This is a genomic window from Asaia sp. SF2.1 (genome assembly GCF_000505765.1).
Classification (GTDB): Bacteria; Pseudomonadota; Alphaproteobacteria; order Acetobacterales; family Acetobacteraceae; genus Asaia; species Asaia bogorensis.
Window position 1 is genome coordinate 84,220 of the sequence record NZ_AYXS01000012.1, and the last position, 12,081, is coordinate 96,300.

Here is a 12,081-nt window from a genome sequence, read left to right on the forward strand (position 1 = left end):
GCCTGGGCGCAGTCAGCAACAAGCAATAGATCCTCCTGCGCGGCAATATCGCGCAGGTTCGCCCATGGCGCAGGCTGCCCGAACAGATCAACGCCGATGATTACGCGAGGCTCCAGCTCTTCCTGCGCGCGTATCGACGCTATGCGCGCGCGCAGATTATCGCAGTCGATCTGGAAACTTGCCGGATCCACATCCACGAAAACCGGGGTGGCGCCAAGGAGCAGCACCACTTCTGCGGTGGCGGTATAAGTGAAGGCCGGCAGGAACACGGCGTCGCCCGGACCAATCTCCTCGGCCATGAGCACCATGAGGAGCGCATCGGTACCAGACGAGACGCTTACGGCATGCGCCGCACCGCTATAGGCGCAGAGCCGTTTTTCAAGCTCCTCGACCTCCGGCCCCATCACGAATTTACAATGATCGAGGACTGTGTCGATCCGCTGCTTAAGCGCCGCGCCGAGGCGCGCCTGTTGTCTGGGCAGGTCGAGAAAGGAGATGGGGGCTTTGTCGCTCATGGCACCTTTTTTTCCATTAACGGCCGCATGAGGCCGGTCCCGTATCACCAGAGGGTCCGTCAATCGCGGCATAGCCCGAAAGACAGTTTCCGTTGGCCGGGCGCATAGGGAGGCGCGCCCGCACGATCATGCCGGGACTATGACACAGGGTTCGTGTTTTCCGAAGCCTCCGGGCTTTCGGCTTTCTGGATGGGCGGGGTGGAATACCGCACCTCACCCAGCGGGTTATGGGCAAATTCGGGCACGAGTTCCTGCATGATCACCAGAGATTGCCCGATGTCATCGGCATGGCTGGCCGCCTCAAGCTGCTGAAGCAATGTGCGGGCAGCTCCCAGATCAATCATCCGGGGCGTTGCCATTTTCAAACCCGGCGCATCGGTCGGCACCGGCGCCTCACGCCCATGAAACAGCTCCTCATAGAGCTTCTCGCCCGGGCGCAATCCGGTAAACCGTATGGCGATGTCCTCATCAGGCCTTAGCCCCGCCAGACGCACCATCTGACGCGCCAGATCGAGAATGCGAACCGGCTCGCCCATATCGAGAACAAAGATTCCGCCGCGTTGCAGACGTTGGTCCGTCTCGTCGGCCTCACGCCGAGATGCTGTGCCACGCACACTGGCCTGAAGCACGAGACCTACCGCCTCTGGTACGGTCATGAAATAGCGTGTCATGTCAGGATGCGTGACGGTCAGCGGGCCCCCCTGTTCCAGTTGGCGTCGGAACAGCGGCACGACTGACCCCGTGGAACCAAGGACATTGCCAAAACGCACAGTCACACAACGGAAATGCGAGCCCTTTGCCTCAGCCTCACCCATGAGCGCCTGACAGTAGATCTCCGCACAGCGTTTGGTTGCCCCCATGATGCTCGACGGATTGACGGCCTTGTCGCTGGAAATGAGGACCATCGCCCGCGCTCCGTGGCGAATAGCAGCATCGGCCACGATCCGCGTCCCGATCACGTTTGTCAGCACGCCCTCGCAGGGGTTGGCCTCGACAATCGGTACATGCTTGAGCGCCGCAGCATGAAACACGAGCGCCGGACGATAGCGTGCGAACACCTCGTCGATACGCTGCGCATCGCGGATATTGGCCACGATGACCTGACGCTGCACATGGGGGAACAGCTCTGACAGTTCCAGATCGATCTGCCAGAGCGCATATTCTCCATGATCCAGCAGGAGCAACGTGGCCGGACCAAACTGCGCAACCTGCCGGGCCAGCTCTGAACCGATCGTCCCACCCGCACCGGTGACCATGACCACCTGCCCCTGAATCAATCGCGCCATGCCTTCACGATCAAGCGGGACTTCCGGCCGGTTCAGAAGGTCCTCCAGTGCGATGGGACGCATCTGGATTTCCTCGGCCGGGGTCAGCCGTGTGAGCGAAGGGGCACGTTGTACCGCAATGCCGTAGCTCTGCCCGGCATCGAGCACGACGGAGAGCTGCGACCCACGCCATTCAGGATCGGTCACGATCACGCTGTCAGGAAGGGTGTCGTTCTTCTCCATCTCCGCCAGCACGGAGGAAAGATCCTCGGTTACACCAAGAATCGGTACGCCATGCAGCCGCCGCCCCTGCTGCCCTGGCGACCGGGTAACGAGACCCAGCACCAGATAATGTGCGTCCGATACGCGCTCCAGCGCGCGAAGAAACAGGTCGGCGCTCAGATCCGAGCCCGCAAGCAGAACACGGCGCTTCTGCCCCTGCGCCTGCTGTCGCACCGTCCCGTAAAGGCGCGTCGCAACACGACCGCCTCCAAGACCAACAAGGAGAACGAGCGCGTAGATCAGGGGAAAGGTCGGCGATGGCAGGGGAAAGCCGGAGACCCAGAGCATAAGCGAGAAAAGGGCGGCGCCAGCGATAGAGGCAGCCGCTATACCGCGCAGATCCGCCACACCCGAAAAACGCCAGTATTGCTGCGGGATACGAAAAGGCAGTCCGCTGACGAGCAATGTGATGGCACCGCCCATGATGAACCAGAGTGGATGCAGCAACCCGTCATGAGGGGCGGCCAGAAAACGGGCTACAGGAGCAGCGAGTCCTGATATCAGACCATCAGCCAGAACATTGACGGCAATGCGCCCTCGCGATCGATGACGCCGCGTCAAGGATGAGGGGACCGGGCTATGAGATTGTTGCTTCGCGTTCACACGACACTTATAGCCGCAAAAAAACTTTTGTCGCGATGGGCAGTCGTCACGTCAGCCCCTGCCCGCTGAGAAATTTCCGGATCCGATGATGATACCCCTGATCCTCTGTTGTGCTGCCACGGCCTGTATCGGTGCTGCCCTTGTTCTTCACATGATCCGTGTCGGGGTCATGGATATGCCGGGTCATCGCAGTTCACATACGCGCCCTACCCCCAAAGGGGGTGGCATTGGCATTATCACGGGGTTCCTGCTCGTCTTTCCCCTGTCGCAACTCTGGACGCAGGGCGATCTGCCGGGCCCTGCGCTTCTTCTGCCTCTTCTCGCCGTGGCCTTGCTCGCTTTCTTTTCCTGGCTTGACGATATCCACTCCTATCGCGCCTCGCTCAAGCTGGGCGTTCAGGGCATCTCCGCCCTGATGACACTGGCGGGCGTGGCGCTCACCTCACTCCCGGGCTCCGGCTCTAGTGTGATCGGTGACGTAATCTCGGGCAGGAGCGCTCTCCCTCACATTCCCGACTATCTCGCGTCAGGCTGGGTCATCGTGGCTCTTGCTATCGGCATCGGCTTCCTTTGGCTCGTTTTCACGACCAATGCCCTGAACTTCATTGATGGCCTGAATGGCCTGGCGTCCGGTGTGATGGCCATTACGGCTCTGGCGCTCTCGCTCCTGTTCAGCCACGCGGGGAGACCCGCCTTTACCCATGCGGCGCTTCTTCTGGCTGTTGCACTCCTGGTGTTCCTGCCCTTCAATTTCCCCAGGGCGCGTATCTTCATGGGTGATGTCGGCAGTCAGGGTGCAGGACTGACTTTGGCATGGCTCGGCATCGAGGCCGCCTGCGCAACACCCTGCCCCCTGATCGTACCCTTCATGCTGGGTGGGGTGCTCTATGACGTTGCCTTTACGCTGATCCGTCGTGCGATCGCAGGTGACCCGCTGGCACAGGCCCATCGAGGCCATCTTTACCAGCTCGCGGCGCGCAGCGGCGTCTCACCAACGCTTGTAAGCCTCTTGCACTGGGCCTTCGCCCTATGGGGCGCAGCTGCCGCCGTGACCCCCTTGCCTCTCGCCGCTCAGTTGAGCTTCGTCCTGGCCCCGCAACTGATCTGGACAGGCTTTACTCTGCATCGGGCACGGGCCCGGGATCTGGGCAAATGGTGACGCCGCCACGCTGACGTTCGAGGACGTCGATGACAGAGCCCAGATAACGGGTCCGGGCCAGCGGCCCGAAGCCATGTCGCCTGGCCAGCTTCATGGAGGCCAGATTATCCGGATCGATGATGCAGCGAGCGACCCTGTGATCGGTCTGGGTATCGAGCCAGTCCAGAGCGGCGGCCACACCCTCACCCCCATACCCTCTGCCATGACACCATGAGGCGAGCACCCAGCCAGCCTCGGGATAGCCATCGAGTGACGGCTCAATTCCCCGCCTTGCCTCGCCGAACCCGATCGTGCCCACAAAACGCCCGGTAAGGCGTTCCCTCACGCACCAATAGCCGTAGCCGAGTATTCCCCAGTACCCACGATACCGTATCAGCCGGTCCCAGGACTCGTTGCGCGACGCAGGCTGACCGCCTGTATAGCGTGTCGCGACCGGGTCGGCGCGCATGTCCGCAAGCGCCTCGAGATCCTGCCGGGCAGGAAGCCGAAAACACAGATTAGTCGTGTCGAACTCGCGCGTCATGGCTTTCCCCCTTTATGGATACGTCGGATGCCACGGTCGTGGGAGACACCGGCCCAAACTATCCGAGACCCTCATATCGCTGGTACCCAAACAAAAAAAACCGCCCCCCTTTCAGGAGGCGGCTTTTAAAACCAACATCAGGCATGCGCCTGCTGAACAACCTGAATTGTTCAGCCAGCAATGCGACGCACGGTCATACGCTCAACCGTGCCGCGACCGGTCTTGGCAGCCGGCTTGACCGTGCCCGAAGCCTCGCTCATGAGCGAGCGCATTTCACGAAGGAAAGCCGAGCCCTTGAGCGTGCGCTGCACGAGAACCGAGCGGCGATCGAGCGGATCGACCTTGCGACGCGCCAGGTCAAGCTCGCCCAGACGATCGAGAGCGCGCGTAATGGCGGGCTTGGAGACATTGAGCTCCTGTGCCAGACCGCGAACCGTGTGGGCGCCATCCTGCAGATAGCAGGTCAGAAAAACGCCGAGCTGACGCGCGGAGAGATCAGGACCGTCCTTGCGCACGAGCGAAACGATCGTGTCACGAAGAAGGTTGAGCATCTGGTCATTCTGTGCCTGGGCCATCGAAAAAACTCCTCAACGCATCGCGCATCTGGCGCGGCTAATGGTCTTACCCGTCGCCCAAGTAAGCCACCCTGAAAACACCTTACGGGTATTTCAGGGATGCCACGCCTTGGGTGCGTGTCCTGAAGGCGCTTGCTTTAGGAACGAAGCGGGTTACATCCCGATTAGCGTTGCATTCCTACAACATGCGTCGAACGATACGCATCCATATAGGTTCGTTTTTGTAATCGGTTTAGTATCTTTTTGTTGAAAGTCAGTGACTAAGCTGAGCCCGACCCTACTCTTTCATTAATCATTCGTAATGTTGCGATTGTCAGAGCACGCAGGGCGAGCGTCTCTCCCCCCTCTGGACGCCCGGTTCTTGCGCCGTCATTCCATGCATAAGTGTCTATATGTGCCCATTTTACAGTGGGTTCGACGAAATGCTGAAGAAACAGGGCAGCCGTAATCGCCCCCGCCATCGGTTTGTCCGTCACATTGCCAAGATGGGCATTTTTGCGGCGGAGCCATGCGTCGTAGCCATGCCAGAGTGGCAATTGCCACATGGCATCGCCGGTCTCCTGACCTGATTCGAGCAAAATCTGCGACCATTCCGGATCGTTACTGAACAGTGCAGGCAAGTCAGGGCCCAATGCGACACGGGCCGCACCTGTCAGAGTCGCCGCATCCAGCAGCCAGTCAGGTTGGGACTCGCAAGCCTCGGTCAGCAAGTCGCTAAGCACCAGGCGCCCCTCAGCATCGGTATTACCCACCTCAACCGTCAGGCCTGTACGCGTCGTCAGAATATCGCCCGGCCTCATGGCATGGCCGGAGATGCTGTTTTCAACGCAGCCAAGACGCAATTCCAGTCGCAATGGAAGGTCTTGCGCCATGATCACATGCGCCAGAGACAGCATCAGGGCAGCGCCACCCATATCCTTTTTCATGCGCAGCATGCCGCTGGCGGGCTTGATGTCATATCCGCCAGTGTCGAAGCAGACGCCCTTGCCAACCAGAGAGAGCAGCGGCGCATCGGCTCCGGCAGTGCTGCCCTGCCATGTCATCCTGAACACTTGCGCCGGGCGATCTGACCCAGCGCCCACAGCCGCAAGGCAGGGATAGGCCCGCTCCAGAGCCTCTCCGCTCACAATCTCACTCGTGGCGTCGTGAAGTCGGGCCACCGCCTCGGCCCTTTGCGCGAGCTCCACTGGGCCGAGAAGATTGGCGGGCATATTCACCAGATCGCGGCCGAGCCATGTCGCCTGAGCAAGCGCAACGGCGCGACCTGTATTGCACTCCGGAGGCAGAACCAGGCGCACCGTATTCTCGCTCGCCGGGCCTATCGCGTAATGATAGGCCCCCATGCAAAAGCCCATCACCACATCCTGCATGATCTCCGGGCGCGACCCGGCATAATCGGGTGCGACAGCAGGGACCCAGTCACCGGAAGGCAAGCCCGTGGCCAGCGCACCGAACCGCGCGGCATCGCATGATTGCGGATCATCCAGATAGACCGCGTGACTGACGCCCGCCGCGCCGGGGACGAGATAAAGACGTCCTGCCAGAGGCTCCCCGACCATTTCGCGCAGGGCGGCGCCGTGTCCATGAAGCAATGCCTCGATATCCTGCCCGACAGGTACAATATGGAGGGCTCTCGCCGCGTCGGCCGTCGTCGTCAGGCAAAGCTCTTCGGGGTTGCGCATGGTTTTCTGCCTTTCTGCTGATCTTCCGATGGAGGATCGGGTCCGCACAAGCTGTGCCAGTGGCGGTGGCGTCTTGCAATTCGGTCGCTCATGCACAAGCATCGTATCATGAAGTCCCAGCTCCATCTCATGCCCCGCCGAATTCGTGCCGTGCTGGGACCGACCAATACCGGCAAGACCCATTATGCCCTCGAGCGCATGCTGGCGCACGAATCTGGCATCATCGGCTTCCCCTTGCGCCTGCTGGCGCGCGAAAATTATGAGCGCATGGTGCGCCTCAAGGGTGCGCGCCATGTGGCGCTTATTACGGGTGAGGAAAAGATCGTTCCCCCCGAGGCAAAATGGTTTTCCTGCACGACCGAGGCCATGCCCCTCACGCGCAAGGTCGAGTTCGTGGCCGTGGACGAGATCCAGCTCAGCAGCGACCCCGATCGTGGGCATGTCTTCACTGACCGGCTGCTGAATGCGCGTGGCAATGTGGAGACCCTGTTCCTCGGTGCGGAAACCATGCGCCCCCTTCTGCAACGCCTTGTGCCCGGCATCGAGATCGACACGCGCCCTCGCCTCTCAAGTCTGGTCCATACGGGTCATACCAAGCTCTCCCGGCTCCCTGCACGCTCGGCCATCGTCGCGTTCTCGGCTGCCGAGGTCTACGCCATTGCGGAGATCATACGACGTCGACGGGGCGGATGCGCGATCATCATGGGGCAGCTCTCGCCGCGCACCCGCAATGCACAGGTCGAGCTCTATCAGAACAAGGATGTTGATTATCTCGTTGCGACCGATGCCATAGGCATGGGGCTGAACATGGACGTGAACCATGTTGCGCTGGCATCGCTCACAAAGTTCGACGGCGCCTCGCTTCGGCCACTGACAGCCCAGGAATGTGCCCAGATTGCCGGTCGCGCCGGGCGCGGCATGAAGGATGGCACATTCGGCACGACCGCCGAGGCGCGTCCGATGTCAGAGTCGCTTGTCGATGCGATCGAAGCGCACCGCTTTGACCCGGTCGAGCGTGTGAGCTGGCGCAATGCGGCTCTCGATTTCACCTCCCCCGACGCCCTTTATGCGAGCCTCAACGCATCACCACCCAAACGCGGTCTGGTGGCGGGCCGCCCTGCTTCCGATGTGCTGACGCTCGAGAGCCTTTCAGGTGAGCGCGAGATCCTTGAGGCAGCACGAGGTAGGAAGGCCACAGCCCTGCTATGGGACGTGTGCCAGATTCCCGATTTCCGGAAACTGGGTGACGATTCCCATGTGCGGTTGTGCCATCGTCTCTTCATGCATCTCCTGCAGGATGGAGGCATTCCTAGCGCGTGGTTCGACGCCCATATTTCCGGGTTTTCGCGCCTCGATGGCGATATCGACACGCTGATGCATCGCCTTACCGGCATCAGGATCTGTGCCTATGTAGCGGCGCGCAGTGACTGGAGCGATCGGGCAACCCATTGGCAGGAACGCACCCGAGAAGTCGAGGATCTGCTGTCAGACGCGCTGCATGAACGCCTGACAGCCCGGTTTGTCGATCGGCGCGCCACATCCCTCCTGCGTCGTCTCGACAGTGACGGCACACGGGACCTGCTTTCTGCCGTGACCCGTGAGGGGCAAGTGATTGTCGAGGGCCACGCCGTCGGCACCATAGAGGGCTTCACCCTGAAGCCCGATCGCGAAGAGGCCCTTCCCGAACGCAAGCTTATGCTGCGTGCAGGACGGCGTGCGCTGCTGCACGAAATTCCGCGACGCGTGCAGGCTCTCGTCTCCGCCTCCGACGACACCCTCTCGCTGGATGCAACCAATGGCCATATTGCCTGGGACGGCGCAGTCATCGCGCGCCTCGCCCGTGGTACGGCTCTCCTCGCGCCTTCCGTACAAATTCTGGGTGGGGAATTTGCTGACACGAAGCAGCGCGATCTCGTTCAGGAAAGGCTCACGGCGTTCGCAGCTACCCATATCCGCACGACGCTGGCTCCGCTTTATGCGCTGGCTGCGCAGCCCCGCCCTACGCCTGCCCTGCGCGGCCTTACCCATCGCCTGATGGAATATGGTGGTGTTGCCCCCCTTTTGCCTGGCGAACCCGCCAGCCACGGAACGCAGGTGCTTGGACATCTGCGACGTCTGGGGATCCTGTTCGTCCCGCAGGGCGTCTTCATGCCTGTCTTGCTCAAGCCTGCCGCCATGACCCTGCGCTCGTTGTTGCTCGGTCTGTGGCATCGCTACGCCAGTCAGAACCCTGACGCCCGGCAGATAACGATTGCCCTACCGGGCACAGCGCCAATAGCCTCTGCGGGCTGGGCCTGGGCTGGCGGAAGCTGGATGCGACTGGATCGTGTGGAGAAACTGCTAGGCGAGGTGCATCGCCTGACACGACAAGGCCCCTGCCCCGTGCCGAACGATCTGACGCAGCGCTATGGGCTGAACAGGACAAAGCTACCGGAGGTCTTATCCGGTCTGGGCGTACGCCTGCGTGTGGCTGCACCGTTGCCGTCAGGGCAATTCGGGCCGCCTGCGCCCCTCATGCTTTCGGCAGTGAAACCACAGGCAAAACATCACCGTCATTCGGGCAAGCGAGCGCCCGCAAAGCCATCCCCCCCCTCTGACAGTCCCTTCGCTGCACTGGCCCGGCTGGGTCTGGGCGGGAGATAATCCATGACTGATGCGGAGCGTGATTATCAGCGGCTCGATCTCTGGTTGTGGCATGCCCGTGTGTGCCGCCAGCGTCAGGACTGCGCCGCGCTGGTGGAGAAAGGACGCATCAGGATCAATCGTCAGGTAACGACAAAGCCCCATAGCAAGATACGTGTGGGCGATGTGTTGGGACTACCCGGTCATCCGCGCCCTGAGGTCCGTATCTGGCGTGTTCTCGCCCTTGCCGAGCGCCGGGGCTCTGCCACCGAGGCCGCCCTGCTTTACGAGGTTATTGGCGAGGACTGAGCCCACAAGGCAAATTTGCCGTGGCTTGCCGTAAACATATGCTTGCCAGAGACCGAAACTTCCGCCTATCTGCGGCATCCCTTATTGGAAAATCCCAGACGGCGTCTCTCTATTGCCTCCCGGGATCCTCTCGGGCCTTTGGCCCCAGCTTAAGATCGGAGACACCTATGGCCTATGTGGTCACCGAAAACTGCATACGCTGCAAATACACGGATTGCGTTGAAGTCTGTCCGGTTGACTGCTTCTATGCAGGCGAGAACTTCCTCGTAATCAACCCCGATGAGTGCATCGATTGCGGCGTTTGCGAACCCGAATGCCCTGCTGAGGCCATTGTGCCCGACAGCGACGACCGTGCGACGCCGTGGCTCGAGGTTAACAGCAAATATGCTGCCGTGTGGCCCAACATCACACGCAAGATCGACGCCATGCCGGATGCCGATGAGTGGAAAGACAAACCCGGCAAGGATGCCATGCTCTCGCCGGAGCCACACAAGGACTGAGAGACGCAATGCGTTTCTGAGAAGGGCCCGATCATCGATCGGGCCTTTTTTTGTATCTGTTATCCGTGTCGCCAGAGCGGCAACCCGTTGCAGTTTCCCCGGCCACTGTCAGACGAGACCGCAGCTCTGTCACGGCAGGCAAGGCCGCCGCAGGGCAACGCTGCCAAAAGAAAAGGCCCGGGGGATTTCTCCCCCAGGCCTTTTCCGTTTCACCGGCATGATCGACTTCCGGCGCATCCCTGAGCGGAAGACGCTGGAAGACAGATCGCGTCAGCGCGACATCATGTTCATGCTGACATCGTGGATGATGAAGATCGTTCCACCGATGATGATCAGCACGCAGATGACCGCGAAGGCAAATGCCGTGTTGTTCCAGGATTGGCTCGAGCTGCTGTTCATGTGCAGGAAGTAGATCAGATGCACAAAGATCTGAACCACTGCCAGCGCGGCGATGACACCGAAGGTCACGCCGGGGCTCATGAGGTGCATCTCGACGATAGCGAAAGCCGCAACCGTCAGGATGGCCGCAATCACGAAGCCGATGATGTACGAGGCGAAGCTGCCGTGAGACTCGCCTTCGTGTTGATGGGTCGATGCTTGGCTCATCAGATCACACTCAACAGATAAACGAAGGTGAACACGCAGATCCAGACGATGTCCAGGAAGTGCCAGAAGAGGCTCAGGCACTGGAGCTTGTCCATATAGCGTGTGCTGAAAACCTGCGAGCTGAAGCTCTGGACCATGATAACAGCGATCCAGACCAAACCACAGGTCACGTGAAGACCATGCGTCGCCACCAGCGTGAAGAAGGCGGAGAGGAACGCAGAGCGATCCGGACCGGCGCCTTCATGGATGAGGTGAGCGAATTCGCGGACTTCGAGAACAAGGAAGCCGAGGCCGAGCACGAAGGTGATGGCGAGCCATGCGAGCATGGCCCCCTGCTTGCGGGCATAAGCCGAAAGCATACCGAAACCGAAGGTGATCGAGCTGAGCAGGAGGAGGGCTGTTTCCAGCCCTACCCCGTTCAGATCAAACAGCTCCTTGCCCGTCGGGCCACCAGCGAACTGGGTGCGCATGACAGCGAAGGTGGCGAACAGCGTCCCGAAAAGGAGGCAGTCCGTCATCAGGTAGATCCAGAAACCAAACACGTTGTTCGTGTTGTGGTGTTCGTGATCATCGATGCCGTGTGCGGTGCCGTGCGGCGTTGCTGAGATATTTGCCATTGTTATTCTGCCGCCTGTGCTGTCAGCGAGCGGACATAATTTTCCTGGTCGCGTTCGATTTCGCTGACCGGGACATAGTAGTCCACATCATTGTTGAAGCTGCGCAGGATGACCGTCGCGAACACGCCGATAAGGGCGAGTGCGGCAAGCCACCAGATGTACCAGATCGCTGCGAAACCGAGCACGAAGCTGAAGGCACCGACAAAGAAGCCGGCAGCCGTGTTCTTCGGCATATGGATCGGTGCGAGCACCTTACCCTCATAGCTGCGACGGCCCATCTGCTTCTCGGTATGGAACGTATCGATACCGTGAACGTCAGGAAGGACGGCGAAGTTATAGGCGGGCGGAGGCGAGGACATCGACCATTCGAGCGTACGTGCGTTCCACGGATCACCCGTGAAGTCACGGTTCTCGGCCAGGTTACGATCGCGGATGGAGACGTAGATCTGCATCAGCTGGCAGACAACACCCACTGCAATGACGGCAGCGCCGGCAGCAGCGATGAGCATCTGAACATGCCAGTCAGCATTGTCGTAATGGTTCATACGACGGGTCATGCCTTCGAAGCCGGCAATATAGAGCGGCACGAATGCAAGGTAGAAACCGACGAACCAGCACCAGAAGGCGCGCTTGCCCCAGGATTCGTTCATCTTGAAGCCGAGAACCTTCGGCCACCAGAAGTTCAGACCTGCGACATAACCGAAATACACACCGCCGATGATGACGTTGTGGAAGTGAGCGATCAGGAACAGCGAGTTATGCAGCACGAAGTCGGCTGCCGGCATCGCCATCATGACGCCCGTCATGCCACCGATGGAGAAGG

At 60.5% G+C, this 12,081-nt stretch carries 12 protein-coding genes; 4 read left to right on the forward strand and 8 right to left on the reverse strand.

Annotated elements, in window-relative coordinates; translation table 11 throughout:
• Positions 1–515 (reverse strand): DegT/DnrJ/EryC1/StrS aminotransferase family protein (locus tag P792_RS38615; protein WP_023978408.1); only part of this gene is annotated, 515 nt, incomplete at its 3' end.
• Between the two features lie 137 nt (positions 516–652).
• Complete coding sequence (locus tag P792_RS26825) at positions 653–2,623, reverse strand: nucleoside-diphosphate sugar epimerase/dehydratase (RefSeq protein WP_023978409.1); 1,971 nt, start codon at positions 2,621–2,623, stop codon at positions 653–655.
• Positions 2,624–2,750: 127 nt separating this feature from the next.
• On the opposite strand from P792_RS26825, the gene P792_RS26830 reads away from it, so the two are divergent.
• Complete coding sequence (locus tag P792_RS26830; protein ID WP_031240558.1) at positions 2,751–3,824, forward strand: glycosyltransferase family 4 protein; 1,074 nt, start codon at positions 2,751–2,753, stop codon at positions 3,822–3,824.
• Here the strand turns inward: P792_RS26830 and P792_RS0118695 are convergent.
• The 3 genes from P792_RS0118695 to P792_RS26840 form a co-directional block, all read right to left on the reverse strand.
• On the reverse strand, positions 3,781–4,347 hold the full coding sequence (locus tag P792_RS0118695) for a GNAT family N-acetyltransferase (RefSeq protein ID WP_023978411.1): 567 nt from the start codon (positions 4,345–4,347) through the stop codon (positions 3,781–3,783). The genes P792_RS26830 and P792_RS0118695 overlap by 44 nt on opposite strands.
• A 170-nt stretch (positions 4,348–4,517) precedes the next feature.
• Positions 4,518–4,922 (reverse strand): MarR family transcriptional regulator, encoded by a 405-nt coding sequence (locus P792_RS26835; protein WP_023978412.1) that lies wholly within the window; start codon positions 4,920–4,922, stop codon positions 4,518–4,520.
• A gap of 260 nt (positions 4,923–5,182) precedes the next feature.
• Complete coding sequence (locus P792_RS26840; RefSeq protein WP_031240560.1) at positions 5,183–6,604, reverse strand: M17 family metallopeptidase; 1,422 nt, start codon at positions 6,602–6,604, stop codon at positions 5,183–5,185.
• A gap of 108 nt (positions 6,605–6,712) precedes the next feature.
• Here P792_RS26840 and P792_RS26845 point away from each other — a divergent pair, with 108 nt between their 5' ends.
• The 3 genes from P792_RS26845 to fdxA all read left to right on the forward strand — a co-directional run bounded on the left by P792_RS26845 (position 6,713) and on the right by fdxA (position 10,035).
• The gene (locus tag P792_RS26845) at positions 6,713–9,247 is read left to right on the forward strand and encodes a helicase-related protein (protein ID WP_235075446.1); all 2,535 of its coding nucleotides are present in this window, start codon (positions 6,713–6,715) and stop codon (positions 9,245–9,247) included.
• A 3-nt stretch (positions 9,248–9,250) separates the two neighbouring features.
• The gene (locus tag P792_RS26850) at positions 9,251–9,535 is read left to right on the forward strand and encodes an RNA-binding S4 domain-containing protein (protein ID WP_023978415.1); all 285 of its coding nucleotides are present in this window, start codon (positions 9,251–9,253) and stop codon (positions 9,533–9,535) included.
• Between the two features lie 167 nt (positions 9,536–9,702).
• Entirely contained in the window at positions 9,703–10,035 is a 333-nt protein-coding gene (gene fdxA, locus P792_RS26855) for a ferredoxin FdxA (protein ID WP_023978416.1), read from the forward strand.
• A gap of 270 nt (positions 10,036–10,305) precedes the next feature.
• Here the strand turns inward: fdxA and cyoD are convergent, their stop codons facing one another.
• The 3 genes from cyoD to P792_RS38620 form a co-directional block, all read right to left on the reverse strand.
• Positions 10,306–10,641, reverse strand: coding sequence for a cytochrome o ubiquinol oxidase subunit IV (gene cyoD, locus P792_RS26860; protein WP_023978417.1), 336 nt, complete (start codon positions 10,639–10,641; stop codon positions 10,306–10,308).
• A complete protein-coding gene (gene cyoC / locus P792_RS26865) occupies positions 10,641–11,258 on the reverse strand; it encodes a cytochrome o ubiquinol oxidase subunit III (RefSeq protein WP_023978418.1) in 618 nt (205 codons plus the stop codon). Before cyoC ends, cyoD begins: the two co-directional genes overlap by 1 nt.
• Positions 11,259–11,260: 2 nt before the next feature.
• On the reverse strand, positions 11,261–12,081 hold an 821-nt coding region (locus P792_RS38620), incomplete at its 5' end, for a cbb3-type cytochrome c oxidase subunit I (protein ID WP_035439638.1).